Annotated in this window: 27 protein-coding genes; 13 read left to right on the top strand and 14 right to left on the bottom strand. The window is 67.4% G+C overall.

The genetic code is table 11. The features are described 5' to 3' along the window. Positions 1 to 39: 39 nt before the first annotated feature. Positions 40 to 3051, top strand: a complete 3012-nt coding sequence (locus tag ABEA67_RS09035) for a DEAD/DEAH box helicase (RefSeq protein ID WP_345464102.1) — start codon at positions 40 to 42, stop codon at positions 3049 to 3051. A 298-nt stretch (positions 3052 to 3349) separates the two neighbouring features. On the opposite strand, the gene ABEA67_RS09030 is transcribed toward ABEA67_RS09035, so the two are convergent. The 4 genes from ABEA67_RS09030 to ABEA67_RS09015 form a co-directional block, all read right to left on the bottom strand. Then, the gene (locus ABEA67_RS09030; protein ID WP_345464099.1) at positions 3350 to 3511 is read right to left on the bottom strand and encodes a hypothetical protein; all 162 of its coding nucleotides are present in this window, start codon (positions 3509 to 3511) and stop codon (positions 3350 to 3352) included. 289 nt (positions 3512 to 3800) lie between these two features. Further along, entirely contained in the window at positions 3801 to 4076 is a 276-nt protein-coding gene (locus tag ABEA67_RS09025) for a type II toxin-antitoxin system PemK/MazF family toxin (protein WP_345464096.1), read from the bottom strand. Positions 4077 to 4105: 29 nt separating this feature from the next. Continuing rightward, positions 4106 to 4342: an AbrB/MazE/SpoVT family DNA-binding domain-containing protein gene (locus ABEA67_RS09020; RefSeq protein ID WP_345464093.1), complete on the bottom strand. Its 237-nt coding sequence runs from the start codon at positions 4340 to 4342 to the stop codon at positions 4106 to 4108. Continuing rightward, positions 4327 to 4566, bottom strand: a complete 240-nt coding sequence (locus tag ABEA67_RS09015) for a hypothetical protein (protein ID WP_345464090.1) — start codon at positions 4564 to 4566, stop codon at positions 4327 to 4329. The genes ABEA67_RS09020 and ABEA67_RS09015 overlap by 16 nt, the downstream gene beginning before the upstream one ends. A 20-nt stretch (positions 4567 to 4586) precedes the next feature. Between ABEA67_RS09015 and ABEA67_RS09010 the strand changes: the two genes are divergently transcribed. Next, positions 4587 to 4748 (top strand): S-adenosylmethionine:tRNA ribosyltransferase-isomerase, encoded by a 162-nt coding sequence (locus ABEA67_RS09010; RefSeq protein WP_345464087.1) that lies wholly within the window; start codon positions 4587 to 4589, stop codon positions 4746 to 4748. 182 nt (positions 4749 to 4930) lie between these two features. Here ABEA67_RS09010 and ABEA67_RS09005 read toward each other — a convergent pair whose 3' ends face one another. Both ABEA67_RS09005 and ABEA67_RS09000 read right to left on the bottom strand, forming a co-directional pair. Beyond that, entirely contained in the window at positions 4931 to 5464 is a 534-nt protein-coding gene (locus ABEA67_RS09005) for a hypothetical protein (RefSeq protein ID WP_345464084.1), read from the bottom strand. Further along, entirely contained in the window at positions 5445 to 5909 is a 465-nt protein-coding gene (locus ABEA67_RS09000) for a MarR family winged helix-turn-helix transcriptional regulator (protein WP_345464081.1), read from the bottom strand. The genes ABEA67_RS09005 and ABEA67_RS09000 overlap by 20 nt, the downstream gene beginning before the upstream one ends. 273 nt (positions 5910 to 6182) lie before the next feature. On the opposite strand from ABEA67_RS09000, the gene ABEA67_RS19440 reads away from it, so the two are divergent. The 7 genes from ABEA67_RS19440 (at position 6183) to ABEA67_RS08970 (ending at position 9932) form a co-directional block, all read left to right on the top strand. Beyond that, on the top strand, positions 6183 to 6317 hold the full coding sequence (locus ABEA67_RS19440) for a hypothetical protein (RefSeq protein ID WP_425557171.1): 135 nt from the start codon (positions 6183 to 6185) through the stop codon (positions 6315 to 6317). Next, positions 6290 to 6673 (top strand): nuclear transport factor 2 family protein, encoded by a 384-nt coding sequence (locus tag ABEA67_RS08995; RefSeq protein ID WP_345464078.1) that lies wholly within the window; start codon positions 6290 to 6292, stop codon positions 6671 to 6673. The genes ABEA67_RS19440 and ABEA67_RS08995 overlap by 28 nt, the downstream gene beginning before the upstream one ends. Positions 6674 to 6698: 25 nt before the next feature. Beyond that, complete coding sequence (locus ABEA67_RS08990; RefSeq protein WP_345464075.1) at positions 6699 to 7463, top strand: SDR family NAD(P)-dependent oxidoreductase; 765 nt, start codon at positions 6699 to 6701, stop codon at positions 7461 to 7463. A gap of 21 nt (positions 7464 to 7484) precedes the next feature. Then, positions 7485 to 8177, top strand: a complete 693-nt coding sequence (locus tag ABEA67_RS08985) for a DUF4386 domain-containing protein (protein ID WP_345464072.1) — start codon at positions 7485 to 7487, stop codon at positions 8175 to 8177. After that, positions 8174 to 9115 carry an alpha/beta fold hydrolase gene (locus ABEA67_RS08980; RefSeq protein WP_345464069.1) on the top strand — a complete coding sequence of 314 codons (942 nt, stop codon included), beginning with the start codon at positions 8174 to 8176 and terminating at the stop codon, positions 9113 to 9115. The genes ABEA67_RS08985 and ABEA67_RS08980 overlap by 4 nt, the downstream gene beginning before the upstream one ends. 436 nt (positions 9116 to 9551) lie before the next feature. Further along, positions 9552 to 9689, top strand: a complete 138-nt coding sequence (locus ABEA67_RS08975) for a hypothetical protein (protein WP_345464066.1) — start codon at positions 9552 to 9554, stop codon at positions 9687 to 9689. 33 nt (positions 9690 to 9722) lie between these two features. Further along, the gene (locus ABEA67_RS08970; RefSeq protein WP_345464063.1) at positions 9723 to 9932 is read left to right on the top strand and encodes a hypothetical protein; all 210 of its coding nucleotides are present in this window, start codon (positions 9723 to 9725) and stop codon (positions 9930 to 9932) included. 45 nt (positions 9933 to 9977) lie between these two features. Here the strand turns inward: ABEA67_RS08970 and ABEA67_RS08965 are convergent, their stop codons facing one another. Further along, a complete protein-coding gene (locus ABEA67_RS08965; RefSeq protein WP_345464060.1) occupies positions 9978 to 11471 on the bottom strand; it encodes a hypothetical protein in 1494 nt (497 codons plus the stop codon). 108 nt (positions 11472 to 11579) lie between these two features. Here ABEA67_RS08965 and ABEA67_RS08960 point away from each other — a divergent pair, with 108 nt between their 5' ends. The 4 genes from ABEA67_RS08960 to ABEA67_RS08945 all read left to right on the top strand — a co-directional run bounded on the left by ABEA67_RS08960 (position 11580) and on the right by ABEA67_RS08945 (position 18310). Then, on the top strand, positions 11580 to 12413 hold the full coding sequence (locus ABEA67_RS08960; RefSeq protein WP_345464057.1) for an HNH endonuclease: 834 nt from the start codon (positions 11580 to 11582) through the stop codon (positions 12411 to 12413). A gap of 97 nt (positions 12414 to 12510) precedes the next feature. After that, the gene (locus tag ABEA67_RS08955) at positions 12511 to 14757 is read left to right on the top strand and encodes a TerB N-terminal domain-containing protein (RefSeq protein WP_345464054.1); all 2247 of its coding nucleotides are present in this window, start codon (positions 12511 to 12513) and stop codon (positions 14755 to 14757) included. Then, complete coding sequence (locus tag ABEA67_RS08950) at positions 14754 to 16106, top strand: ATP-binding protein (RefSeq protein WP_345464051.1); 1353 nt, start codon at positions 14754 to 14756, stop codon at positions 16104 to 16106. Before ABEA67_RS08955 ends, ABEA67_RS08950 begins: the two co-directional genes overlap by 4 nt. Continuing rightward, the gene (locus ABEA67_RS08945) at positions 16103 to 18310 is read left to right on the top strand and encodes a DEAD/DEAH box helicase (protein WP_345464048.1); all 2208 of its coding nucleotides are present in this window, start codon (positions 16103 to 16105) and stop codon (positions 18308 to 18310) included. The genes ABEA67_RS08950 and ABEA67_RS08945 overlap by 4 nt, the downstream gene beginning before the upstream one ends. Before the next feature lie 184 nt (positions 18311 to 18494). Here ABEA67_RS08945 and ABEA67_RS08940 read toward each other — a convergent pair whose 3' ends face one another. The 7 genes from ABEA67_RS08940 to ABEA67_RS08910 form a co-directional block, all read right to left on the bottom strand. After that, a complete protein-coding gene (locus ABEA67_RS08940) occupies positions 18495 to 18986 on the bottom strand; it encodes a hypothetical protein (RefSeq protein ID WP_345464045.1) in 492 nt (163 codons plus the stop codon). Continuing rightward, positions 18983 to 19510, bottom strand: a complete 528-nt coding sequence (locus ABEA67_RS08935) for a helix-turn-helix domain-containing protein (protein WP_345464042.1) — start codon at positions 19508 to 19510, stop codon at positions 18983 to 18985. Before ABEA67_RS08935 ends, ABEA67_RS08940 begins: the two co-directional genes overlap by 4 nt. A gap of 83 nt (positions 19511 to 19593) precedes the next feature. Next, positions 19594 to 19995: a type II toxin-antitoxin system RelE/ParE family toxin gene (locus tag ABEA67_RS08930; RefSeq protein WP_345464040.1), complete on the bottom strand. Its 402-nt coding sequence runs from the start codon at positions 19993 to 19995 to the stop codon at positions 19594 to 19596. Between the two features lie 245 nt (positions 19996 to 20240). After that, positions 20241 to 23231 (bottom strand): DEAD/DEAH box helicase, encoded by a 2991-nt coding sequence (locus ABEA67_RS08925; protein WP_345464037.1) that lies wholly within the window; start codon positions 23229 to 23231, stop codon positions 20241 to 20243. A gap of 41 nt (positions 23232 to 23272) precedes the next feature. Next, complete coding sequence (locus ABEA67_RS08920) at positions 23273 to 24721, bottom strand: hypothetical protein (protein WP_345464034.1); 1449 nt, start codon at positions 24719 to 24721, stop codon at positions 23273 to 23275. 72 nt (positions 24722 to 24793) lie between these two features. After that, positions 24794 to 24904, bottom strand: coding sequence for a DNA methyltransferase (locus tag ABEA67_RS08915; RefSeq protein ID WP_345464031.1), 111 nt, complete (start codon positions 24902 to 24904; stop codon positions 24794 to 24796). A 114-nt stretch (positions 24905 to 25018) separates the two neighbouring features. Continuing rightward, the gene (locus ABEA67_RS08910) at positions 25019 to 25876 is read right to left on the bottom strand and encodes a DNA-methyltransferase (protein ID WP_345464028.1); all 858 of its coding nucleotides are present in this window, start codon (positions 25874 to 25876) and stop codon (positions 25019 to 25021) included. Between the last annotated feature and the right edge of the window lie 87 nt (positions 25877 to 25963).

The following is a 25963-nucleotide window of genomic DNA, read 5'->3' as shown; positions in this document are numbered from 1 at the left end:
AAGGACGAGAAGGAGACGCCGCGGCCTGGAAAGGACTTCATGTCGTACCGAGGCTTGTTCATCGGCATCAACCGCTTTCAAGACCCCCAGATCTCGGACCTCGGTGGTGCCGTCCGCGACGCGCAGACTCTCGCCGCGTTGTTCGAAGACTCCGTCGACACGCTCGCCGTCACCGAGCTGCATGATGAGCACGCCACGCACGACGCCATCATGACCGCGCTCGAGAACCACCTCGCGAACGTCACCGAGGACGACACCGTCATCCTTTCCTTCTCCGGGCACGGCACTCCTGGCCACCGGCTGGTCGCGCACGACACGCGTGTCAACGACCAACCGGGCACGACCATCGACATGCAGGTACTCAGCGACCTGTTCCGTGCTTCGCGAGCGCGTCGGATCCTCTTCCTGCTCGACTGCTGCTTCAGCGGCGGCGCATCCGCCAAGGTCATCGCGGGCCCCGCCACTCGCCAGATGCTCAACTTCGAGCAGTTCGCCGGTGAGGGCCGCGTGCTGATCGCCGCGAGCGACCCCTCGTCGCCCGCGTACGAGCATCCCGGCGGTGGGCACGGCTTCCTTACCCAGGCCTTTATCGATGCGCTCCTCTCGGGCACCGGCCCGCGCGACGTGTTCGAGGTCGTTGCGGACGTGCAGGCACGCGTGCGCGAGGCGTCCGCACGGCATCACCTCACGCAGGAACCCACCGCAAGCGCCTTCAGCCAGGGCGGCTTCACCCTCCCGAGCTTCGTCAAGGGCGCGCGCTACCACCTCCTGCACCCCACGCGCGACCGCGCACCCGTCACCGCCGACTTCGCCGACCTCGCCTCACACGGCCTGCCCGTCAGCGTCACTGACGCGTGGCGCGCGCGCTTTCCCACTGGGCTAAACGCGCTGCAGCAGCGCGCCGTCAACGAGTACGGTGTCCTCGACGGCCAGTCGCTGCTGGTCATCGCGCCCACCAGCTCCGGCAAGACCTTCATCGGCGAGCTCGCCGCGGTCCGCGGCGTCCTCGCAGGCCGCAAGGCCGTGTTCCTCGTGCCGTACCGCGCCCTCGCCAACGAGAAGTACGAGGACTTCAAGGCCGTGTATGGCGCGCAGCTGGGCCTGCGCGTGGCGCTGTGCACTGGGGACCACCAGGACGACGTGAGCGACTTCGTGCGCGGCAAGTACGACCTCGCGTTCCTCACCTATGAGATGTTCCTGCAACTGGCCGTCGGCACCGAGGGCACGCTTGAGCGGATCGGCACGATCGTGCTCGACGAAGCGCAGTTCGTCGCCGACCCCAGCCGCGGCATCGTGGTCGAACTGCTTCTCACGCACCTGCGCAGCGCACGCGAGCGCGGCGTGACGCCCCAGCTGCTCGCGCTCTCCGCCGTGATCGGCGATGTCAACGCCTTCGACGAGTGGCTCGGCGTCCGCACCCTGCTCACCACCGAACGGCCCGTTCCCCTCGAGCTCGGCGTCCTCGACCGCACCGGCATGTACGAGTACGTCAGCCCCGACGGCACGCGCGGCACCACCAACCTGCTCGAGCCGCACCAGGTGAGGCAGCGCCGCGAGAAGGCCAGCTCGCAGGACGTGATCGTGCCGCTGGTGCGCCAGCTGCTCATGGACGACCCGACCGAGCAGGTGCTGATCTTCCGCAACACCAAGGGCAGCGCGACCGGCGCGGCGAAGTACCTCGCCGCCGAGCTCGGCCTGCCGCCCGCGACGGCGACCTTGCAGGCGCTGCCGCGCCACGACCTGTCCGGCACCAGCCACGACCTGCGCGCGGCCCTGGGGGGCGGCGCCGCCTTTCACACCGCCAACCTCACGCGAGACGAGCGCGTGATCGTGGAGCGCGCCTTCCGCGACGCCGGTGGGGAGGTGCGGGTCCTGACGGCCACGACGACCGTTGCGGCGGGCGTCAACACGCCCGCGCGGACGGTCATCGTGGTTGAGCACGAGTTCGTCGGCGGCGAAAAGCGACCGTTCACAGTCGCCGAGATGCGCAACATGATGGGGCGCGCGGGCCGCCTCGGCTTCAACGAGTCCGGCCGCGCGATCATCCTCGCGGACACGCCGTGGGAGCGCACGCGTCTGCTGCAACAGTACGTACTGGCGGAGCCGGAAGGGCTGCGCTCGTCGTTCCAGGGGGCCGATCTCGGCACGTGGCTGCTGCGGCTGCTCGCGCAGGTGAAGCGGGTTCCCGCGACGGAATTGCCCGGACTGCTTGTGAACACCTACGGCGGCTTCCTGCTCGCTCGGCAGCAGCCGGACTGGGCGGCAGGCGCGCACGCCGCGGTCGCGAGCCTGGTCGAGGAGATGCTCCGCCTCGACCTGCTCGAAGAGGAGGACGGCCTTGTGCGGCTGACGCTACTCGGGCGGGCCTGCGGTGCGTCCTCCCTGTCGTTCGCGTCGAGCAAGCGGCTGATCAGGATGTTCAAGCAGGGCGAACTGCGCGGTGACACGACCCTCGGGCTGCTCACAGCCACCCAGGTCACCAGCGAGCTGGACAACATCTACACACCGATGCAGAAGAGGGGCACCTTCGAGACGAAGTGGGGCGCGTTGGCCGCGAGGAACCTTGGGGCTGACGTCGGGCGCGCGCTGCAGCGTCACGCGGAGGACACCTGGGCGTTCCACGCCCGCTGCAAGCGCAGCCTCGTGTTGCGCGACTGGATGAACGGCGTGGCGATGGCCGACCTTGAGAGCACCTACAAGACGAACGCCTTCATCGTGATGGACGCCGGGAGTATCCGCGGCATCGCGGACGCGACGCGCTTTCACTTGCGGTCCGTGCACGCGCTAGCGTCGGCGCTGCTTGTGACCGGCGACCTCGACGCGGAGGCGTTCGACCGCGAACTCACGCGACTGGAGTTCGGACTTCCCGAGGAAGCCCTCGGGCTGCTGGAGCTGCCGCTAAGGCTCGACCGCGGGGAGATGCTCGCATTGCATGCCCGCGCTGGATCAACGCTCGAGCAGTTACGCGGCTGGTCGCTGACTGATCTCCAGTCGGTGCTCGGCGAGGTTCGTGGGCTTCAACTCCACGCGGTTCTGCAGAATGCTGCGTGACCAGTTGAGCGGCGCGTCAATTCGGCGTTCCGCTTCACCAGTGACAACTATCCGCGGCGAGCGGGTAGTGACATGAATAAAAATCCCCCGATGGACGTCGTGTTCATCGGGGGTGCTGGTGACAACAATCGGCGCGCTGTACAAGCCCCCTGGCCCAGCACCTGCCAGATGTCGGATGACAATTTAATTTCACACTGGCCCATGTATATTCACACTCCGCTCTGAGAAGGCGCACCTGTCGAGGCGCGCCTTTCAACGTGTAGAACAACTTTTTCCTTCGTCTTCACCTCGAGGCCCTTCAAAAAGTGTGAAAATAGCTCGGCCTGTTCCCAGCCCAAGAGGCACGCTGGAACAACAGAAATCTGTCTTTCACGCTCGCCTGGTCATTTTCCCACTCTTCGCCATCCTGCTGCCTCTCTACTTTTGAGCGTTCTGGCGCAGCTTTTTCACGTTTGAGCATCCATCCCCTCCGTGGCGTCTGGCCCACAGGCTCCTGGCAGCTCAGGGTTGGGAAAAAAGTGCGAAAAAAGCTCAGGCCCGCAGCCGATTGTCCAGTCTCTCTGGGAGGGAAAAACTCCTGCTTTCACACTCACCCGGTCATTTTCCCACCCGGAGCGGGCCTGACCGGGCACTGTGCTTCTTCAGGACTCCCGCGCTGTGCGCTTCCGAGCCTCCGGGTGCTCCCGTGGAAACACCGGCCACGAACAGGGAGCGCTGCAGGACTGGCAGCGCCCCCATTCCCTTGCCGCCTACCGCTCGAAGAGCAGCGCCTCAAGTTTCGCGAGCACGTCCTGCAGCACTGCCGCCTGTACCCGGCCCACCACCTGCACCTGTTCGGTCCTCAGGGGATACACGTAGTCTGCCAGCACAACATTCTGCGTTCCCACAGACACCTCGAACGGGTGCTCATGGGACTTCCCAGCGACCAGGGCCACCAGCACATACCGGCTCCGGGCATTGTAGGCCCCCGGCGTGATCACCACGGCACGCACCCCAGACCCCACCTCCGCGCTGCAGACTTGCACGAGGTCACCCTGTGCGATCGCTGTTGTCCTCACGGCTCCACCTCTTCCTCCACCTCAGCGGACACGTCATGCTGATTCTCCGGCTGCAGTTCCTTCAGCAGGTCCCTCAGGCGGTAGCGCGGCGCCCGGGTGAGCACCAGTTGCCCATCACGGACTTCCCCTGCGAGCATGTCGCCAGGCTGCACCTTGAGTTCCTCGAGCAGCTTCTTGGGCAGCAGCACTCCCCGGCCGGAACCCCAGTTCCTCACCTTCAGGCGGATTTCCATATGCCTGCTCTCCTCGCCAGCACCTCGTCCGGATCAACCTGCAGCGCATCGGGGTAGCAGCCGAGCAGGGCGCGCGCCGCGTGCAGCGTGTCGCTCATCCGTCGCAGCGCTCCCGGCTCGACTCCCTCGCTCTGCAGTTCCTGAAAGGCTGCCTCGTACCCGCCCTGGGTCAACCCGTAGGCGCTGATCGTACCCAGCTCCGTGCTGTCGTAGTCGATCTTCACCACAGCGGGGAACGCGGGCCGTGGACGGCCTGATCACCGGCTGGCATGAGCCGCGCGCGAGCCACCTCCTGATGCTGGAGGCGATCGCCGGGCGGCGGCATCTGGAGGTGGCCTATGCGGCGGCGCTGGAGGCCGGGTACCTCTGGCACGAGTTTGGGGATCTGCACCTGATGCTGCCCTGAGCTGGCTGCGGGGCCGCGAATGGAAGCTGACGCTGCTGGAGATGAAGGCGCAGCCGCTCCCCGCGAAAAGCCAGATGAACCGCGCCGTGTCGCTGCTGGTGACACGCTCGCCGGGTTGGGCCCTTCTCCTGGGACACCTCAACGGCCCGCATCGCACACCACTTCCCCGCTCAGGGCTGACTTCACCTGGCCCAGGGTGTCCGGCGCCAGGGCTTGAAGACCGAGAGGACGGTGGCGAACGCGAGTAGCAGGAACGACACCACCGGGGGGAACATCAACTGGATCGGCAGGGCGCCCAAGTGGTCACGCACCTCCTGGGCGCGCGTCATGGACGTCAGGACCGGCAGGCGCCCGACCAGCGGCACCAAGGCGAGGAACACCAGCGCCGTCATGACCAGGGAAAGCCCCAGCTTGACCAGCACCCACCAGTGGCGCAGTATGCCCCACGGTGTGCCCCAGCCCAGCAGCAGGCCCGTGACGAGCACGCCGAGGCTCAGCGGCGGCAGGGCCACCGGCACGATCCAGCCCACGCTGGTGTACCCGCTGAGCGCGGTGGCCGCGTCGCTCGTGGTTCGCGCCTGTTCCAGCAGCACGAACAGGGCCACATCCACGCCCATCCAGGCCACGCCAGCCATCAGATGCAGCACCAGCAACCCCTTGCGAACAGAGGGGGCAAGGCGCAGGGGCTGGGCGCGCTTAAGTCCCCGGCCCTGCATCGTCAGCCTCCGGTGGGGGCGGGGGCGCCGCAGCCCCGGGAGAGCAGGCCGAGGGGACCACCCCGGACGTCCCTGGCCCCCGGACGTTGCCCTGCAGCTTCGCCAGCACCTGGCGCAGCCCGTTGATCTCGGCCTCGTCGAGCCCGGCCCGCAGCCGGCGGTCGAACGTCACGGCAGCCTCGCGCAGACGTTGAAAAGCGTCCTCACCGCTCGCTGTGAGTTCGATGATGTGGACGCGGCGGTTGGCGGGATCCCGCCTCCTGGTCACCAGACCTTCCGCTTCCATCGCGTTGAGGTGATGCGTCAGGGTAGCCCCCTGAATGCCGACTTGCTCGGCCAGTTCCCGCTGGTTGGCCCGCGGGTGACGCTTGAGCGCGAGCAGCACCAGCCAGGTAGGCAAGGAGCCGCCCGCCGCACTCAACGCGTCGTCGAAGGCGCGGCTCACGTCGCGCCCCACAGTCGTGAGAACGATGCCCAGGGGAGTGCCGCTCGGTCGGCCCGACATACTTTCACCCTAGCACAGAAGAAGACCTCTAACGCATTGATATCTAACGCTTTGACCTCTATGATTCAAAAACAGGTAACCAAGGGATGGTGTCCGCTGGATCAACGGAACAGGACGCCAGAAAGGGACAACATGACATAGGTCATGCTGGCTTTGGGATAGGCGTGGGCGAACGCAGAACTGCGCGGCGACGTCAAGGTTCTCGACGAACTCTTGACTAACGACTTCACGGCCGCCGGACCACTTGGCTTCACCCTCACCGAGGCGCAGTGGCTGGACCGCTACCTCTCGGGAGAGGCGGTGGCCACAAGGAGCACACCATGGAACAGCAGCAGATCATCGACCTGACACTGCGGTGGACCGAGGCCGAACGACACGGCGACACGGCGACCCTCTCCACCCTGCTGACGGATGATTTCGTCAACATCGGCCCGGCTGGCTTCCTGCTCGACAAGACCCAGTGGCTGGAGCGCTATCAGTCCGGTAATTTCCAGTACACCGCCCTGGCCTGGCAGGAGCCGCAGGTGCGGGTGTATGGCGACGCGGCCATCGTGACCGGCACGCAGGTTCAGGAGGCGACCTATCAGGGGCAGCCCTCCAACGGCCAGTTCCGGGGCACCCAGGTCTACGTGCGTCAGGGCGGGCAGTGGAAACTCGCTGGCATGCAGCTCAGCCCCATCGCGCCGCGCCCGGCGGGACGGTGAGGCGGGTGCCCGCCCTGGGGCAGCCATGACGCCCGCGTTGCACGGGCAGGTGGCGCTCGTGACCGGCAGTTCCCGCGGCATCGGCGCGGCGATTGCGCGCGCGTTTGCCGAGCATGGCGCGAAGGTGGTCGTGCATGGCCGCGACCATACGGCCCTGGACGCTGTGAAGGCAGAGATCGGGGCGCGCGGCGGGCAGACCCTGGGTGTCGCGGCTGATCTCACGCGATTCGAGGAGATCGAGGCGCTGCGTGGGGCCATTGAGGCCGCGTGGGGCGGGGTGGACATCCTGGTCGCCAACGCCGGGGCCAACCTGACCCAGCCGGGCCTGGCCCTGGAGGACATCCCTGAGGAGGGCTGGCGCGCGTCCATTGACGCCAACCTCACGGCCACGTTTCTGACGCTGAAATGCTTTCTGCCAGGCATGAAGGCGCGCGGCTCCGGGACCATCGTCACCGTGTCCTCGGCCGCCGCGCGGCGGCCTGACGCCCGGACGCCAATGCCGTACGCGGCCGCCAAGGCCGGCATCCAGCTTCTGACCCAGGCAATGGCTGACCAGGTCGGCCCCTTCGGGGTGCGCGTCAACTGCATCGCACCCGAGACCATCCTGACCGAGCGCAACGACGCCCAGATACCGGAAGAGGTCAAGCAGGCACTGATCGGCACACACCTGGTTCGCCGGTTGGGCACCCCAGAGGACGTAGCCCAGGCCGCCCTCTTCCTGGCGTCGGAGCAATCCGGCTGGATCAGCGGCGTCGTGCTCGACGTGGCCGGTGGTGCCGTGCTGCGCTAGGGCGGCCCCTGAGGAGTTCACATGACCCAGCTTTCCCCGGCTTCGGCCCCTGTGCGCCACCGCTCGCCCCACCCAGGCATGGTCGCCGCCGTGTTCGTCACACTCTTTATGGCCAGCATCGCGGCCAGCGCCCTGCTGTCGCGCGGGGCACCTTACCCGACCCCTTACTTGCCGTTGTCCCAACTTCAGGACTACTACGCGCGCTACCCGGACGCGTTGCGTGTGGCGGCGTTCTTGCAGTTCGGGGCGTCTGTGCCGCTGGCGATCCTGGCAGCCACGCTGGTAGACCGCCTGCGCTTTCACGGCATCCGGGTCGCCGGCACCGAGATCGCGCACTCTGGCGGGGTGGCGGCCAGCGTGTTCCTGGCCCTCTCGGCCCTGTCCACCTGGGCGCTGACCCAGCCGGACGTAGTCAGCGATGTCGGGGCGCTGCGCACCTTGCAACTCCTGGGCTTCGCCACCGGCGGCTTCGCCCACGCCACTGGCCTGGGCCTGCTGCTGGCCGGCGTGAGCGTGCCCTGGCTGGTCTTCGGGCTGGGGCCACGCTGGGTCGCCTGGACGGGCTTGGCCATCGCCCTGACCGCCATGCTGTCGTCGCTCAGCCTGCTGTTTCCGTCCCTCTCCGTGCTGCTGCCGCTCGCGCGCTTTCCGGCCTACCTGTGGCTGATCGCGGCTGGCTGGACGCTGCCAGCCGTCCGGGACGGTGCGCCGTGACCCTGCGAACCCGGCAACTGCATCGCGGCGGCCTCGATCTGCACCTGGTCGAGGCGGGGTCCGGGCCGCTTGTGCTGCTGCTGCACGGCTACCCCGAGACGTCGTATTCCTGGCGCCACCAACTGCCCGTTCTGGCCGGAGCTGGCATGCACGCGGTCGCCCCGGACCTGCGTGGCGTGGGCCATTCGGACGCGCCGTCGCACGAGGGCGGTTACGGCATGCCGCATCTGATCGCCGACGTCATTGGCATCATAGACGGTCTCGGCGCGGCCAATGCCGTGCTGGTCGGCCACGACTGGGGGGCGCAGCTCGCGTGGCAGGTTGCGGAGTGCCATCCGGCGCGCGTGCGGGGCATCGTGGCCCTGAGCGTGCCGTACGCGCCGCTCGCCGCGCCGACCCCGGCCCAGGTGGTGATGCGCCCCGCGAAGTTCTTCGAGGACTACTTCGCGCTGGTGGCCGGCGACGAACCGCGCCTGCGTGAGGCGCTGCGGCGCTTTTTCGTCGCGCTCTCAGGCGACGCGCCGCCCCATACCCTGGACGTCTTGTTCGACGCGCCGAACGGCCCCGATACTCAAACCCTGCGCGATCTGCCGCTCGACCCGGCGCTGTCCCGCAGGTGGCTGACGGACGAGGACCTCGACCATTACACGCGGGAATTCATGTACAGCGGGTTCGCGGGGGTCTTCGGTCGCTACCGCAGCCTCCTGCGCGATTTCACCCAGGCACCTGGAACCCGCGGCCGGGGCCTGGGCCATCCGGCCACTTTCCTGGGCGGGACGCAGGACAGCGCCGTGCGGTTTGCCAACTTGGATCAGATGCGCGCTCTTTTGCCCAATCTTCAGGAACTGACCCTGCTGCGCGGCTGTGGGCACTGGGTACAGCAGGAACGGCCGGATGCGGTCAATGCAGCGATCCTCGACCTCCTGGCCCAGGTTTAAGGAAAGGCTCTATCTGCGTTTCAGGGAGCTAAGCAGAGGGATAGAGAGAAAAGGACGTGGAGGACGTTCAAAATGCCTCCTCCCTCTCTGAGGCGACTCCTCCCTTGTTTCCTGCCTCCCAGACGGCAAAAAGAACCTTCACTCGCTCGTCAGCTCCCCGGAATCCGGGAAGAGCCTGAGGAAATTGCTACCAAGCAAAGTGAAGCGATTTCACAAGCCAACAGTATAAGAGTACCGTTTTGGCGCAATGGCGGCAGTTTCAACACCCCCAACTTCCTGCTTTAGGGCATGAGCCAGTAGATTTCTACTTCCAGAACTCGAAGTACCAGCCAGTTATCGAAGTATGGGCTGGGGTGTGAGCCGGACCCCAAGGCGCGCGTCGAGGTCGAGCAGCGCCGCCTGACCTACCGATGATCCCCAGTCTCCCCCCTGCTGGGTGTGCACCGACAAGCGGGTGAGCGAGGGGGTGCTGGGGCACCGGCTGGGGCGCGAACTGCATGTGGCGGTGCGCAGCCTGCTGGTGGGCCAGCGGGGGCACGAGGAGCTGGCCGGGGCGCTGAGCCGGCTGGCGTGAGTCCGGGGAAGCGCGCTATTTAAGGGAGCTGCCATGGCCGAGACCCGATCGCCCGCCAACCTTTTTCTCGACCCCACCGTCGCCGTGCCGGTGCACCGCCTGCCCGCGGAGCCGGCGGCGCGCGAGCACCGGGTGCTGACCCGCGCCCTCGTGAATGGGGAGACGTGGGTCATCAAGGGAAAGGCCAGCGACTGGCCCGCGACGCTGGCGTGGCTCGAGGAGCGGCAGTGGGAAGACGAATAACCAGGCCGGAGACTCTCTGGTTTCCATTCGGTGAGCCTCCTCCAGCTACTCCAGTCGGGCTTTCAGGGTGCCATCGATGTTGCTCCAGTCGGTAACCTTCCCGGCAGAGAAGTTCACGGAGTTGATGCCGTAGGTCCAGTGGGTCTCGCCGAAATCGCTGGGCTGCCCCATCACCCGCAGCACGTCGTCTTTCGTGTCCCCCACCGTGAAGTAGCCCTTGTTCTTCCCTGGGGGCACCACCAGCTTGGCTTTCAGGGTGCCATCGATGTTGCTCCAGTCGATGACCTGCCCGGCAGAGAAGTTCACGGAGTTGATGCCGTAGTTCCAATGGGTCTCGCCGAAATCGCTGGGTTGCCCCATCACCCGCAGCACGTCGTCTTTCGTGTCGCCCACCGTGAAGTAACCCTTGTTCTTCCCCGGGGGTACCACCAGCTTGGCTTTCAGGGTGCCATCGATGTTGCTCCAGTCCTGAACTTTCCCCCCCGAGAAGTTCACGGAGTTAATGCCGTAGGTCCAATGGGTCTCGCCGAAATCGCTGGGTTGCCCCATCACCCGCAACACGTCATCTTTCGTATCGCCCATCGTGAAGTAGCCTTTGTTCTTCCCCGAGGGCACCACCAGCTTGGCTTTCAGGGTGCCATCGATGTTGCTCCAGTCCTGAACTTTCCCCCCCGAGAAGTTCACGGAGTTGATGCCGTAGGTCCAGTGGGTCTCGCCGAAATCGCTGGGTTGCCCCATCACCCGCAGTACGTCGTCTTTCGTGTCCCCCACCGTGAAGTAACCCTGTGGAGCAGCTTGCGGCTTCTTAGCGGCAGGCGGGGCCACAGGCGCCGCGGCCGGCACCGCTACCGGGGCGGGTGGCTCCGCGGGAGGGGCGGGTTCATCGGCCACCACCGGCGGCGGGGCGACTACAGGTGCCGGTTCCGCCGCCACCGCTTCCGTCGAGTCTGCCGGGGCGGCCTCCATCGGCGCTCCTTCCCCCGGGTAAGTCCCCGGCTCGACCAGGACGGGGGGCGGGGGCTCCTCGGCGGGCTCCACCTGTAAGCTGTCTTGTCCAGTGGTCTCCGTGGGTGAGCTCGGCTCGGCCATGGCGTCGGGGATGCTCGCCGGCGCGGCGAGAGGGGTCTGAGCTTCGGGTGCAGTGGGCTTCACCTCAGGGGCCTCAGCGACCACTGGGAAGTCGGCCGGGGGGGAGGGAATCTCCGCTGGCGCGCCTTTCGGCCAGAGGGTGAACAGCAGCAGGCTGCCGAGGAGGGCGACCGGCGCCAGGCAGCCCAGCCGGGCGCGCTCCTGCGCCGCCACATCCGCCACCACCGGGAGGCGGCCCTGCTGGAGGTGGGCTTCCAGCTGCGCCAGGGCAAACTCGGCCGCTTCCAACCGCTGGGCCGCCTGCCTCGCCTCCTCACCTCCCGCTGCCAGCCCCGCCTGGCACTCCGCCTGCACCCTGGAGAACGCCGCGCGGACCTGGGGCAGGGGCGCGCCGTGGGGGACACCCAGCAGGGTGTCGTACGCGCTCAGATCAGCGGTCGGCGAGGTCATGCCCCCCTAGAATAAGGCCACGCTGATTTCCCCCAGGATTCCCACCCCATGAGCCGACGCCGCTACCGCTCCTCCTCGTCCTACCGCCCCAGCGGATCAGGGTCCCGCTTGGGTTCCCCGGTGAGCCACCTCCAGTTCAACGGCTTGCTCGACCTAATCGAGCGTGAGGGCCCCACCCTGGCTCGCCGGGCCGAGGGCGTCCTGCGGAACCTCGCCGACACCCTTGAGAACAACATCCGCGACGCCCACCGCATGCTGGCCTCCCTAAAAGAGGCGCAGGACGACCGGGGACCAGCACAACGCGTGGTGCTAGCCGAGGCTCGCCTCACCGCCCTGCGGCACGAGGCGAACGCCGCCTACCGCGCCGCGCCGGTGCCCTGGCGCTGGTTCACCAGGGGCATCTCCCCGAACCTCCGCCACCGGCTGCAGGCGGCCGAGGCGGAGCTGAGCGCGAGCCGCACCGCGTGGCAGGCGCTGCAGGAGAGTCGGAAGCGGTTGCCCTCCCGACCAGCGTGGCCACCGCTGGACACCGAGGCGAACGCGTGCGCCTTTCTCGCGCGCGCCGAGCAGGCCCGAGTTGTGCTGCACCAGGCCATGCTGCCGGGTGAGCGCCAGGCCGAGCGTGACCGCATCGAAAAAGACCGCGCCCTCGCCGCCGCTTTCGAGCAGAAAACCCGCGAAGTGGCCGACAGCATCAAGAAGCAGCTGCCACGCAACCACGCCTGCCCCTACTGCCAGGGGCCGCTGGGCGACACACCGCATGCGGACCACATCCACCCCGTGTCGCGCGGGGGCATGAGCACCAAGGACAACATGGTCTACGCGTGCAGCACCTGCAACGGCCGCAAACACGACCTGACCCTGCGCGAATTCGCCGAGAAGTACCGCCTGGACCGCAACGCCATCGAGCGCCGGCTGCTCGCCCTGGGCAAGCGGGTCTGACAGCGCCTTTGAGACCATTAGGTCAGGGCGCAGGCAAGATATGCGGCCCAGCAGGAGCTCCCCCTCTTTAAAATGGCAGGGTTCCGGGAGGAGTTTCATGGGACTTCGAAATCTGATCCGCTCGTTGCTGTTCGGCCGGCGCGAAGACGTCACTCTTCCGCCCCCGCCGTCAGTTCCACCCTCACCCACGCCCGGGCGGACCGGTCGGCACGGCCAGGTCGTCGCGCCCCCCGAGCCCACCTTCGCCGCCATCGACCTCGACGCTCCCCCCAGGGCAGAGGCCGCCCTCCTGATCTCCCCCCCGACGCCGGACGTCCCTGAGAAGATCGTGCCGCTCGCACCCCTGCGGGTCACCCCCGAACCCTCCTTTGCCGCGCTGGAGATCGGCGAGGTGGAAAAGCCAGCCGCGAGCCTCCCGGTGCCGCCCCGGCGAGCCGAGCCTCTCCCGGGGTCAGCCCCACCCCCGCCGAAGCCGCTCGACCTGGTCGCGGACCTGCGCGAGGAGCTCGGCACCGCCATCGAGCAGCTGCGGCAGCGGGCCGCGGCCTTCGAGCTGCCCCTGGAAGCGCAGGAGGAGCTACCCCCCGTTTCCCCCGCCGCGTCCCCTCCTCCGCGCCCTTCCCAGTCCTCACGCTGGGAAAAGGTGCAGCGCCAGAAAGCCTCCCCGAACTCGTTCCTCTCCCAGGCACGCGGGCGGGCGAGGATGACGAGGAACGCCGCGGTGCCGGTGCCCCTGCAGTCCTACTGGACGACCTACGCCGACCTCGACCGCGCCCGCACCGACTGGTACTACTTCTGGCGGGCGCGCCTGCGCGCCGGCGAGGCGCTGCCCACCGATCTCAGCTACGTGTTTCTCCACGTTTACGAGGTGCTGCACGGGGTGGGCTTCGACCGCCCGGAAGCGGCCTTCGCCCACCTGCAGCACGTCTGGCGCACCTACCGGGTGGACCACCCCAAGCTCGACCACTATCTGGTGGACTGGCTCAGCGACTTCGTGCACTACTACGGCCTCAAAGGTGAGGCAGCGCGCGCGTGGTTGGACGAGGCCAGCGTTTACGCCCGCGGCGAGGAGCTGCTGCACCACTGGCTGGAGCGCGGCGACCGCGCCGAGGTGCCCGCGGGGGTCTTCCGCGAACTCGTCGCCTACCGCCCGGAGCAGAACAAGTTCTACCGCGACACCCCGGACAAGGCGGCGCTCGACGCCACCCTGCGACACGCCGTGCGGCTCACGGACGAGTTCTACCGGGAGACGACGGGCACCTCGGTCTTCGAGGCGCTGAGACCCAAGAAGCCCCGCCAAATCCAGCGCCGGGCTTTCTCCGGCGCCGTGTTCGAGGGCCCCTCGTACGAGTACGTCGCCGCCACCCTCTGGCCCTACAGGGAGGACGGGCGGCTCTCCGAGCTGCTCACCCAGGCGGTGCGCCACGCCGAGAACCTCGCCCGCAAGCGGGCGGGCTTCAAAAGCCAGTTGCGCGGCGTCGAGCTGCCCCTCGACCTCGCGGCTTACCTCGACACCCACCTGTTTCCCCAGCAGGAGGTGCGGCGCACGGTGCGGCTCGACGCTGGCCGCCTGGCCGCGCTGCAGCAGGAGTCCGAGGCCATCCGCGAGCGCCTGCTGGACGAGGATGGCGGCGAGGCGGCTGCCCCGGTCGTCGTCCTCCCCGCTGAGGCTCCAGCCCCTCCCCAGCCTGGGACGCCCGCCGCCCAGCGCTTCACCCTGCCCGCCAATGTGCCTGAAGGCCACCTCACCGACGTGGAGACGGTCGCCGACATCCTTGAGGTCGCCTCCGGCGCGGCGCGCGACCTGCTGCGTCAGCTGCGCGCCCAGGGCTGGGAGGCGCCTGAGGCTGACCTCCAGCTGCCCACCGGCACCTTTGCGAGCACCCTGGTCGACGAGGTGAACGAGGCCGCGCAGCTCAAGCTGGGGGACGTCCTCCTCGTGCAGGAGGGCGCGCTGCTCGTCGCCGTCGAGGATTACCGCGACGAGCTGGAATTTCTGCTGGGCGTGCTCGAGCAGGCCCCCGCCGAGGTGACGCAGGCCCCGGCCACGCTGGAAGGGCCCTGGCAGGCCCTGGCGGACGCGTTGCCGCCCCTGCACCTCGTGGTGCTGGAGCAGCTGCTGCGAGGCGGGCTCACCCTGCGCGAACTCGAGGCGTTCACCGCCGCGCGCCACGCCCTCGCCTCCGCCGTCCTCGAAGACCTCAACACGCATGCCCTCGACACCGTCGGTGACATCCTCGTCGATCCCTACGGCGACCCCCTCGCCCTCGACGACGCCTACCGCTACGACGTGCTGCGCCTGCTCCAGGCCAAGGGGCTGGCCCGCCAGGAAGTGAACGCATGATAACCCCCCCACCTGTCCCCAAACGCATCACCACCGCCCTTTTCAGTTCTCTCGGCGCCGGCGTCGTGCCGCGCGTCGGCATCGAACACATCGTCGTCGGCCGCAAACCCGAGATCGAGGCGCTGCTGGGCGACCTCGAGAACGTCGCCGAGGGCGGCGCGGGCTTCCGGGTGGTTTCCGGGCGCTACGGCGCTGGCAAGAGCTTTCTGCTGCAGCTGCTGCGCAACTACGCGATGAACCGCAACTTCGTGGTCGCCGACGTGGACCTCAGCCCCGAGCGCCGCCTCACGGGCGGGCGTGGGCAGGGCCTGGCGACCTACCGTGAGCTCACCCGCAACCTCTCGACCCGCGTGCGGCAGGACGGGGGCGCGCTCCCCGCTATGCTGGAAAAGTGGATCAGCGGCGTCCAGCAGGAGGTCGTTGCGGGAGGCACCGCCCCCACCGACCCCGGCTTCGGCAGCGCCGTGGAGGCGCGCATCCACGAAGCGGTGAACGAGCTCGAGGGTCTGGTCCACGGCTTCGACTTCGCCAGCGTGATCAGCGCCTACTGGCGCGGGCACCAGCTGGGAAACGACGAGCTGAAGAACGCCGCCCTGAAGTGGCTGCGCGGCGAGTACGGCACGAAGACCGAGGCGCGCGAGGCCCTGGGCGTGCGCGTCATCATCGACGACGACTCCTGGTACGACTATGTGAAGCTGCTCGCGCAGTTCGTGAAGGCGATCGGCTACGCGGGGCTGGTTGTCGTGATCGACGAGGCGGTCAACCTCTACAAAATCACCCAGAGCGTCTCGCGCAGCGCGAACTACGAGAAGCTCCTCACCATGCTCAACGACACCCTGCAGGGCCGCGCGTCCTACCTGCAGCTTCTGGTGGGCGCGACGCCCCAGATGGTCGAGGACACCCGCCGCGGCCTGTTCTCCTACGACGCCCTGCGCACCCGCCTGGAGCAGAGCCGCTTCGCGCGCGCCGGGCTGCAGGACTCCGCGGGGCCGGTGCTGCGCCTGGAGACCCTCAAGAACGAAGAAGTCTTCACCCTGCTGCACACGCTGCGGCGCCTGCACGCCCTGCACCACGGCTACACCCCCACGGTCACCGATGACGAACTGGTGGAGTTCATGAATGAAGTGCTCAGCCGCCTGGGGGCGAGTGACTTCCTCACGCCGCGCGACGTGACCCGCGACTTCGTCAGCGTGCTCAACCTGCTGCGCCAGAACCCCGGCGAAACCTTCCTCGGCCTCGTGAAGGGGCCGGACTTCGTGCCCTCGCGGACCGACGTGCTCGCCGAGGCGCGCCGCGAGGAGGAGGTACCGGTCCCCGCCAGCGCCGAGTTCGCCGCCTTCGACCTGTGACGGCCGCCAACCCCTTCACCCGCCTCGCGCCGTTTATCCAGGAGTACATCTGGCGCCATGGCTGGACTGAGATCCGCGCAGTCCAGGCGGCGGCCTGCGCGGCGCTGCTTGACACCGACGACCATGTCCTCATCGCCAGCGGCACCGCGAGCGGAAAGACGGAGGCGGCTTTCCTGCCGATCCTCACCTCGCTTCACGAGAACCCGCCGCAGAGCATCGGCGCACTCTACATCGGCCCACTCAAGGCGCTGATCAACGACCAGTTCTACCGGCTGGACGGTCTGCTGGAGGAGTCGGGCATCCCGGTCGGCGCCTGGCACGGGGACGTGAGCGCCAGCCGCAAGAAGAAGACCCTGGAGCAGGCCCGCGGCGTGCTGCAGATCACGCCCGAGTCGCTAGAGGGCCTGTTCCTGCGGCGCGGCAGCACGCTCGCCCACCTTTTCCACGACCTGCGGTTCGTCGTCATCGACGAGGTGCACGCCTTCATGGCGGACGAGCGCGGGCGGCAAGTGCGCTGTTTGCTGGAACGACTCGAACGCGTCACCCGGGTTCCTCCGCGCCGGGTAGGCCTCTCCGCCACTCTGGGCGACTTCTCGCTCGCTCAGGCGTGGCTGCGCGGGAACACGGGGCGCAACGTGCAGGTCGTCAACGACGCTGGCGCGAAGCGGCGCCTGCACCTCGCCCTTGAGCACTTCCCCCTGCAGCAGGCCGAGGAGAAAGAGGACTTCGGCCCGCTGGACGAGGCCCCCGGGCTCTACGCGCACCTCTACGAGCGCACCCTGGGGCGCAAGAGCCTAGTGTTTCTCAACAGCCGCCAGGGCGTCGAGGACGCCGTGGTAGCCCTGCGCCAGATTGCCGAGGCGCAGGCCTCGCCCGACATCTACCACGTGCACCACGGGAGCGTGGCGGCCGCCTACCGCGAGGACGCCGAGCGGGCGATGCGCGAGGAGGGCCGGCCCGCCTGCACGGTCGCCACCGTGACGCTGGAGCTGGGCATCGACCTGGGGCAGCTCGAACGGGTGCTGCAGGTGGACCCCCCGCCGAGCGTGTCGAGCTTCGTGCAGCGCCTGGGCCGCACCGGGCGGCGCGGCGGGCCGGGCGAGATGATCTTCTACACCCTGGAACGCAGCCACCGGGACCAGGACCCACCCCACAAGCGCCTGCCCTGGACCCTGCTGCAGTCGGTCGCCACCGTGCAGCTCTACCTCGAGGAGCGCTGGGTGGAGCCCACGCGCCAGCCGCGTCTGCCCTTCAGCCTGCTGATTCACCAGACGCTCGGCGCGCTGGAACAATACGGGGAGCAGGCCCCCCGCGACCTCGCCGTGCGGGTGCTCACCCTCAGCCCTTTCCGGCATGTGAGCCAGGAGCAGTACCGCGCCCTGCTGCAGGGTCTACTGACCTCCGACCACCTGCAGCGCACCGACCAGGGAGGGCTGATCCTCGGGCTCGCGGGCGAGAAGCTGGTGCAGGACTGGCACTTTTTCGCGGTGTTCCCCGACGTCCCCGAGTACGCGGTGTTCAACGGCATCAGCGAGATCGGCACCCTGAGCAGCGCCCCCGAGGTCGGCCGGGTGATCTCGCTGAGCGGGCGCGCCTGGCGGGTCACGGACGTGGACGAGAAACGCCGCCAGGTGTTCGTGCGGCGTGAGCGGGGGCGCAACACGACGGCCTGGGCGAGCGGCGGCGGCGAGGTTCACGACCGGGTGGTGCAGAAGATGCGGGAGGTTCTGGTTTCCGACGCCGACTACCCCTACCTGCAACCGGCCGCCCGCGCGCGGCTACAGGAGGCGAGGACCCTGGCCCGTGCCACCGGACTCCTCGATGGCCCCCTGCATGCCCTCAGCGACCGCCAGCTGCTCCTGCTGCCCTGGCGGGGCACCCGAGTTCACGGCACCATCGGAGCCGTGCTCTCCCTGCTGCTCGCCGCCCAGCCCACGCCCGGCGCGGCGCACAGCGACACCCCCTACTCCGTGGTCGTGACCGGCACCCCGGCCGACCTCGCGGAGACCCTCAGGACCCTCCCCGGCGAGGAGGAAATTCGCGCGCGGCTGCGTGAGGCTTACCTCAGGCGTCCTATCCACGGCGGTCCGGGAAAGTTCGACAAGCTCGTGCCGCCCGAACTTCTCGTTGACGCGCAGGTGACCGACGGGCTGGACATTTCGGGAGCAGTAGAGGATCTGCAGGGCTGGCAGAAATGGGACTGAATGCTGGAAGGAGTTCTCGCCTCCAAAAGCAATGTGGAGCAGTTTAAGAGGCTCATGCCCTTAGGGATGGGTCAATGATATGACCGTAAGTAAGACTAACTCGAAGGATGCTTGAAAAGTGTTGGCGAAGGTGCTCGAGGTCGTCAGGCGATGATGCTGCTCGTGCGCGCGTTTGGACAGGTGCCTAATCCGAAGTAGGCGCCGCTGCCTTCTTCGATGCAGCTGTCTTCTTCTTGGTGGGGCCCCTTCTCATGGGTGGGAGGATGAACGGTGGCCAGTCCATTCGCTGCATCGTCGTGTGAACGAACTCTCGCAGGTATGGCCAAGCGTTGACCGGCACGTTCTGCTTCACAAATAGGCGCACGGTGTCAAGGTCAGAGCTATCCTGGCCGGTATAGGTGAGGCGATATGAGGCGCGAATGGTGCCAACTGGATCACCCGTCTCACGTACTGAAAACTTAACGGCAATCTGCGCCACAGCGTCAAACTCCCCGGCATCTGTTTGGAATGTGGCTTCAGTAAGAGACGTCTCGAACTCCAGCTCGACCTTCGTTTTTGATGGAGATGGACGGATTGGCTCTGATTCGACACTGCAACTGCCCAGCCTGATGCTAGTCAGGGAAACTCCGCTGACGAATTTGTTGTACTTCTGACGCTGCTCCTCGCTAAGGGTCACACCAACACCGCCTCCGCTTCCACCTGTTCGCCTTCGGGACCCTGCGGCGACAAGCTGACTTCTACCTCAAACCCAAACCATTCTGCGGCAGTGTTCTGGCCTTCCAGACAGTAGTGATCAAGTGCGTCGTGGACGTAGGATCGGACGTCCATTTGGCAGCGTTGTGACTCCCCACAGATGTCCTCAGGCACATCAACAATCACTGTGTTCGACGGCTCACTGACCTGGTAGAACCGATCATCGCGTTTGACGCCTACAGTAAGTTCTGCACCAACAGCGTGAAGATAGCGCATCACGCTTTCAATATCGTGCTGCCGATCAGCCTTCTCGAGTTTTGCCACTGCGGGCTGCTTCACACCGAGAACTTCGGCAATATCTGCCTGCGATAATTCTGCCTGACTGCGCAGCTCTTTCATCACGTAGCTAAGGTATTCCTTGAGGTACGTGATCCTTTCGACCAAAACGTGTTCACTGTCCTGAAAAAGGAGGCCGGAGAGCTTGAGATCGCTTTGCTGACTGTTCATGTCATGCACTCCTGGGAAGCTTGTTCTAACGTAACTGGGCAGATTCTTGTCTGCGCATTGTGCCTGTTGTTCACGGTTCACACTTACTTGCGCTTCACTTGCTTGAGTCGTGCTCGTGTAGTCGCGAGATCAGATTTACGCGTCTTACCGTTGTACTTTTTGGAGATCACATCTAGAAACAGGAAGGTCTGAGGGGACGTCTGGACGAAGAAAAAGCGGTAACTGTAGCCTCTACCCATCAGCCGGAGCTCATAAAACCCGTCGTCAAAGCGGTCGATTTCGTCGCTGCTGAGCGAGCCCGGGTAGAAATCACAGAGCTTCCTGATCTTGGTGCGCAGGCTGATGCTCTGATCAGTGGTCAGCAGGGGGTCTAGGCCCTCGCGGAGGGGGATGATCGGGTCTTCAAGAAGATGGTAGAAGGCCCGCAGAAGGTCTTCGGGTATCTTGCACTCGTCCGCACCAAACAATTTCCAAGTCCATGGCATCTGCCTCCCACTGCCTCCATTCTAGTATTCCTTCGGTGGAATATCAAGTGCCCATGTGGGCTGGCTATTTATGAAGCACAGTCCAAAATTTTGTGAATTATGGTCCTTATTCAGGGTTTCGACGCGTAACTTTGCCACCGTAGGTGACGATGAGAGCTCAGGGCTGTGCTGGTCTAGTTCTGATGGGCACGTCACGTGCAAGGCTAGCGATGACCGATTCGCCCGAAGTTCCGCCCCGATGAACCTTAGCGCGCCACCCGCACCTCGCAGGAGCGCGGCACGGCCTCGCCCCGCTCGTTCTCCACGCAGAGGTCGACCGGCGCGCCCGCGGGCTGGCAGTGCAGCTCGGCGAAGCGTTTGAGCAGCCCCGACTGCTCCAGCACGTCCTTGTCGTTCGCCATGAAGTCGAGCAGCGCGCGCGTCACGAACACGATCAGCTTGTTGCGCGCCCGCGAGGCCATTACGTTGAAGCGCCGCAGGTCGTAGAGAAACTCGGCCTCGCTGGAGATCATCTCGGTGTCGCCCAGACCGAACACCGCGAGCATCACCTCGCGCTCCTGCCCCTGGAAGCGCTCGACGGTGTCCACCGCGGAAGCCACCGCGTCGGCGGGGTCCCCCGGGAACAGGTGCCGGAAGCTGTCCGCGACCTTGCTGACCATCGCCTTGTGGGGCGCGACCACGCCGAGGCCCTCTTTCCAGAAGTGCCGGTCGTCCGCCAGGATCGCCGGACACTCGATCTCCCCGCCCGCGGAGTCCAGCCGGCCGCGCGCGCCCTTGCCGAGGTGGCGGCGCAGGATCCAGGCGAGGGCCGAGGCGGCCCCCACCTCGAAGTCGTTCACCTGCCCGCTGAGGGCAAGGTCGTCGTACACCACGCAGGTCACCGGCGCGTCGGGGTCGAGCAGGCGGTACCACTCCGGCGACCAGGTGATGGTTGCGGGCCACCCCTCGGGCGCTTCCGCGGGCACCTCCCAGGCCTGCAGATTGAGGCGCATGTCCTTCGACCGGGCGTGCAGGTCCCCGGCGTACCCCGCGAGGTGGGCCACCCGCACGATCGCCCCGTTCGAGCGGTAGTTGACGTTGAGCTCCACGGGCTTCACCCGCCCGATGTCCTTGACGTACTCGTAGACGGAGCCGAGCAGGGACTGGCGGCCCTCGGGCTTCTCAGCGGCGTGGATCGGGGGCAGCTGCTTGTCGTCGCCGGCGAGGACCACGGTGGCCTCCGGCTTGGTCTTCGTGAAGACGAGGGTGCTGGTCACCGCGTCCATCTGCGAGGCCTCGTCGATCACGACGTAGTCGAACCAGGCACGCCTCGCCCACTGCTGGGTCGCCTCATCCTTGCCCGCGTAGGCGAGGTTGTGCACCTGGATCGCGGGCGCCCCCAGGATGAGCACCCCCTGGGGGACACCGATCCTCCCCAAGAGCTCATCCACCTCTTCCGAGGGTGCCCAGCGGTCGAGATCCACGCTGCGAAACCGCTCGGCATGCTGGGCCAGCGCCTCGGTGACCCGCGCGTCCGTCTCTCGGCCCTCGCGCTGGACCCGCACCACCTCCGCGGAGGTTACCTGCAGCTCCCCCAGCACGTCGAGCAGGATGTTGTCCACGGCGGTGTAGGTGTTGGCAGTGATCAGGATCACCCGGGGTTGCCCGAGCAGCTCCGCCTCACGGACCACGGCCTTGAGTACTGAGCGCAACGTCTTGCTCTTCCCGGTGCCGGGAGGCCCCCAGATCAGCGTGAGCCGCTGGGTCAGGGCGCTGCGCCACGCGTCCGCCTGCCGCTCGTTGAGCGTGGCGTCAATCTTCAGCTCCTCAGCCAGCACCTGGGCGCGGTGACCCGGGCGCGCCGCCGCGGCCGTTGCCCGGCCCCGCCAGATGAAGTCCACCCACGGGCCATCCCACTCCCTGCTGCGCCGACGCGGAGGCGCGCCGCGCGCCGCGGGCTTGAGATGGGCCAGCGTCCTCTGGTCCAGCACGACGTTCTCCGGCACCCCCATGGCCTTGAGGGTGATGCCGATCTTCTTGGCGAAGAAATCGCGCTGAAGCCGGTCCAGCATCACCGGCGCGGTGGCGAAGGGGTCGAAGCCGAGGAGACGGCAGAGGTTCTCATACTGGTCGGAGAGCGGACGCAGCGCGACCAGGCCCGATCGCCGGTCAAGGAGCTCGATGCTCACCGAGAAGTTCATGACCTGCCACAGAGGCTTTTTCAGGTCACCGGGCGAGAAGGGCAGCGGCACCGTGCGGCCAGACTTCTGCGCCTGCTTGAACCTCACGTACAGGTCCCGGGCAGGGCCGAAGCTGCCCAGGGTGCGCATCAGTAGCCCAGGCTGATCCTTGGGCGACAGACAGAGGCCGATGTCACTGGAACGCAGGTTCACGTCGCGCGACTCGGGGGTCATCCGGAACACCATCACGTCCTGGAGCCGGTAACGCGTGCCCGCTTGTTTGTTGAGCCGGTCGAGCTCCCGCTCTGCCTCCGCGCCGCGCAGGCGGGTCAGCTCCGCGGCCTTGAACTTGGCGACCCGCTCGGCGGGCGGCAGGCAATACGCGAACTCCGACTCGAACTGCTGCAGCGCGGCATTCAGGCGGTGGTACTGGAACCACAGCTGCGACTCGTAAGCGACGCCGTTCAGGCTCAACGACTCGTACCCGACCACGGGGGCACTTGATGTGCTGGCGGCCCTGCGCTTGCGCAGGTCGGCCTCCAGTCGGCGCTGCACCTGTTCCAGCGCATCGAGCTTTTTCCCGGCCTCGGTGATCAACGTCTGTTGCAGCCCGCTGCTGCCGGTCTCCTCCCGGGTGAGCCGGGCGGCGGAGTCCTCCCACACCTCGTGGATGCGCTCCGGGGGCAGCAGGCTGCTGAGCTCGTCGTAGAAGCGGTCGTTTCGCCGCCAGCTCCAGAAACCGTCGTTGTAGGCCGGGACGACGCTCATCAGCGTGTAGTGGTGCGGGACAGGCACCGCCACGAAGGCCTCCAGGATGGGCTGCACGATCGTCAGCGGCGCGGCGCGGGTGGCATCCTCGGCCTGCTGCAGCAGCTCGCCCGAGGGAAACAGCCAGGCGAGGTCCTGCAGCTCGGGGTCTTGCAGGAGGGCCTCCAGATGCCGGCTCACGAGGCGCTGGAGGTGACGCTGCTGCGCCTCGTCCCACAGGTAGATCTGGTAGCGGCTGCGCTTGGGGTCGAGCATCTTCGTCTCCCCGGTGCGCTCATCCACCTTCCAGCAGGTGGGGGGCGCGCTCATGCGGGCGTCGTCCTGCTCCTGGACCCACCCCAGGATGTCCTTCAGCGCGCGCAGGAATTCAGGAACTGGTCCCGCTCCAGGTCGAGATCCTTGCGCTCCACCAGAAAGACCAGCCGGTCGCCGTAACGTCCCCACTCGCGCTGCTCCCGCTTGACCTCCGACTCCGCCCCGAATTCCCGGGGTTCCATCCAGCCCGCACGAATGCCGAAGACTCCGGTGATCGCCGTGCTGGGGTCGTACTCCAGGTCAATCCACACCTTCAGGTCCGTGTAGGCGGGCATCGAGGCCGTGAGGCCGTCGCCGGGGACAGGAACCACCTCTCCCTGACACAGCGCCTGGGCGCGGGCCACCAGCTTGGCGGCGTTGGCGCGCAGCGCGCCGGTTCGTTGCAGCGGCTGCGCGCGGGGGGTGAGCGCCGCGAGCGCCTTGACCGAGGCCACGCCCTGGTGCTCGAGTTCCAGGGCCATACTGCGGGTGAGCCCGTAGACGCGGCTGAGCCGGCCGTCCCCCTCGGCGGCGCGCTGCTTGCAGTGGTCCGGGCGCCAGGTCGCGTTGCCCTGGTCGTCCTCCCAGCCGTGGCCGTAGAACTCGCAACCCATGCAGCTGTAGTTCGGGTGCCAGGCGGCCTCTTCAACCCCGGCCCCCAGCACGCGGGGGAGGTCCTCGCGCAGGAAGCGCATGATCCGCGGGGTGAACAGCTCGACGTCGATCTCCTCGAAGTCCTTGTGGAGGGCCGTGAAGAGCTCGTCGGCGGCGCAGGGCAGGCCCAGCGCCTGCCCCTCCCGGGCGAGGCGCACCACGGCCGAGTCGTCGTAGGAGCCGGGCCAGATGGCCGCCTGGGGCAGGACGACGAACCGGTCGTCCAGGCCCCAGGCCTCCAGGGCGCTGGCGAGGAGCACCGAGTAGTAGGCGACCTCCCCGAAGTAGTTCGCGCCGGGCTCCGAAGCGAGCTTGATGTCGACCACGCGCACTTGTAGGCGCGGGTCATCGGCAGGGATGGAGACCACACGGCCCTGGGGGGTCACCCGCTTGCCCCCAGGACTCCAACCGGCAGGCAGAACTTCGGTGAGGTCGGGTCGCACGTCGTTGTGCAGCTTCTCGCCGGTCCCAGGGTCGCCGAGCAGCTCCTGAACCCCAGCCCACCGCAGAAAGCTCGCTGGCACCTCGAACTCGCCCTCGACGATCAGGGCGTAGGGTTCGGCGCTCTCCAGCCTCTCCCGCAGATCGACCTTCTGGTGCTGGTTTTCCTCTTCGGGGTCGACGCCACCATGCAGCACCCGGTCGCCGAGGACGTCGATCAGCTCATTCACCCGCTTGAACTGGTACTCGTGTCCGGCCTTGGCCGCCTTGCCCAGGCCAGGGCGCGCCTTCTGCCGCTCGGGCATGCCCAGCCGCGCCCGCTCCTCGTCGCTGTGGAGGTAGAGCAGCAGCTGCCGGTCACAGCGGTTCTTGAAGTACAGCGAGAGCGACTTCTTTTTGAGGGTGGGCATGGGCACCTTTGAGTATAGGAGGCGCCCATCCCGCATCCGGCCGAACTTGATGACGGGCTCACGGCCCGCCGGTCAAGATGTCCTGGCCTCGCACATGGGGTGGAGGTCCAGCCCGAAGCTGCGGCGGCCCAGCGCCTGCGCGGCGCGCAGGGTGGTGCCGGTGCCCACGAAGGGGTCGAACACCAGGCCGGGGCGGTGGCCCGCCTCGCCGCAGCGGGCGCAGGGGTCCCAGCCATGCTGCTCGGGCAGCGCGAAGGTGAATTCCCGGAAGTACCCCCCGAGGGCGGCCTTGGCCTCCTAAGCGAGCGCCGCGACCTCCGCGCTGTTGCGGCCGGCACCCACCTGAAAGCGCAGGGACTTGCCCGCGTCGGAGATGCCCGTCGCGCGGATGGCCTCCTGATGGCGCTCGTTGAGGCCGCTGGCGTGCCAACGCTCGAGGGCGCGCGCGCTCTGCTTGCGGTTGGGGTCGAGCTTGAGGCCGCGCCGCAGCACCCGCCGCAGGGGCGCGCCGCAGGTCACGCACACCTGCTCGGGGCAGGCCAGCAGGATGGCGCGGCGCGGCAGCTCCTCGGGAAAGGGGGCGAGGTGGGGGCTCAGCGACCGCCCCGGCTTGACGTGCCAGACGTTGCCCTCGGAGAGGTCGAACTCCTGCGCGTAAGCGTAGGTATCGAGGTAGGGCGAGGCCCCCTTCTGGGCGAACTGAAAGATGAACTCGTGGCGCTGCGGCAGCCGCCCGTGAGGGTCGGGGAGTCCGCTGCGCTTGACCCACAGGATGCGCGAGACGAGGCTCCAGCCCCCCGTGATGGCGGCGAGTTCGAAGAGGGTGGTCACCCCGGCCATGCGGCCGTCCCGAAAGGAGTCGCCGAGGTTGACGAACACCGAGGCGTGCGGCTTGAGCACTGGCTTCCAGAGGTTCATGACCGCCACCAGCCGCTTGGCGAACTCCTCGGGCGTCCTCTCCCAGCCGAGCTGATCGGGGTGCCCGTAGTCGCGCTTGCGCCAGTAGGGGGGCGACGTGACCACCAGGTCGACCGATTTTTTGGGGAGGAAGCGGGCAGCGTCGCGGGCATCCCCCATCCGCACCTGCGGTTCCAGGGTGCGCGGCGCGCGCGGGCGGGGCGTGGGCGTCCTGGGGGTGTCTTCGGTCGTGGTCATGGTGTCGTCGAGAAGCGGGGGCGGTCCGGTGAGGATCCGCCCCAGACGCTGAAATTCCTCTCCAGGGTAGCGCACTTCCCGCCGTTC

This window comes from Deinococcus carri (assembly GCF_039545055.1).
GTDB lineage: Bacteria > Deinococcota > Deinococci > Deinococcales > Deinococcaceae > Deinococcus > Deinococcus carri.
Note: the sequence above shows the minus strand (reverse complement) of the source record. Positions and strands in the feature narration are given on the sequence as shown.

Coding starts and splice junctions, on each gene's coding strand:
- ABEA67_RS09035 (WP_345464102.1), top strand. CDS start 40: ATGTCGTACCGAGGCTTGTTCATCGGCATCAACCGCTTTCAAGACCCC.
- ABEA67_RS09030 (WP_345464099.1), bottom strand. CDS start 3,511: ATGCTCAAACGTGAAAAAGCTGCGCCAGAACGCTCAAAAGTAGAGAGG.
- ABEA67_RS09020 (WP_345464093.1), bottom strand. CDS start 4,342: ATGGAAATCCGCCTGAAGGTGAGGAACTGGGGTTCCGGCCGGGGAGTG.
- ABEA67_RS09005 (WP_345464084.1), bottom strand. CDS start 5,464: ATGCAGGGCCGGGGACTTAAGCGCGCCCAGCCCCTGCGCCTTGCCCCC.
- ABEA67_RS08995 (WP_345464078.1), top strand. CDS start 6,290: ATGGAACAGCAGCAGATCATCGACCTGACACTGCGGTGGACCGAGGCC.
- ABEA67_RS08990 (WP_345464075.1), top strand. CDS start 6,699: ATGACGCCCGCGTTGCACGGGCAGGTGGCGCTCGTGACCGGCAGTTCC.
- ABEA67_RS08985 (WP_345464072.1), top strand. CDS start 7,485: ATGACCCAGCTTTCCCCGGCTTCGGCCCCTGTGCGCCACCGCTCGCCC.
- ABEA67_RS08970 (WP_345464063.1), top strand. CDS start 9,723: ATGGCCGAGACCCGATCGCCCGCCAACCTTTTTCTCGACCCCACCGTC.
- ABEA67_RS08965 (WP_345464060.1), bottom strand. CDS start 11,471: ATGACCTCGCCGACCGCTGATCTGAGCGCGTACGACACCCTGCTGGGT.
- ABEA67_RS08955 (WP_345464054.1), top strand. CDS start 12,511: ATGGGACTTCGAAATCTGATCCGCTCGTTGCTGTTCGGCCGGCGCGAA.
- ABEA67_RS08950 (WP_345464051.1), top strand. CDS start 14,754: ATGATAACCCCCCCACCTGTCCCCAAACGCATCACCACCGCCCTTTTC.
- ABEA67_RS08935 (WP_345464042.1), bottom strand. CDS start 19,510: ATGAACAGTCAGCAAAGCGATCTCAAGCTCTCCGGCCTCCTTTTTCAG.
- ABEA67_RS08930 (WP_345464040.1), bottom strand. CDS start 19,995: ATGCCATGGACTTGGAAATTGTTTGGTGCGGACGAGTGCAAGATACCC.
- ABEA67_RS08925 (WP_345464037.1), bottom strand. CDS start 23,231: ATGAGCGCGCCCCCCACCTGCTGGAAGGTGGATGAGCGCACCGGGGAG.
- ABEA67_RS08920 (WP_345464034.1), bottom strand. CDS start 24,721: ATGCCCACCCTCAAAAAGAAGTCGCTCTCGCTGTACTTCAAGAACCGC.
- ABEA67_RS08910 (WP_345464028.1), bottom strand. CDS start 25,876: ATGACCACGACCGAAGACACCCCCAGGACGCCCACGCCCCGCCCGCGC.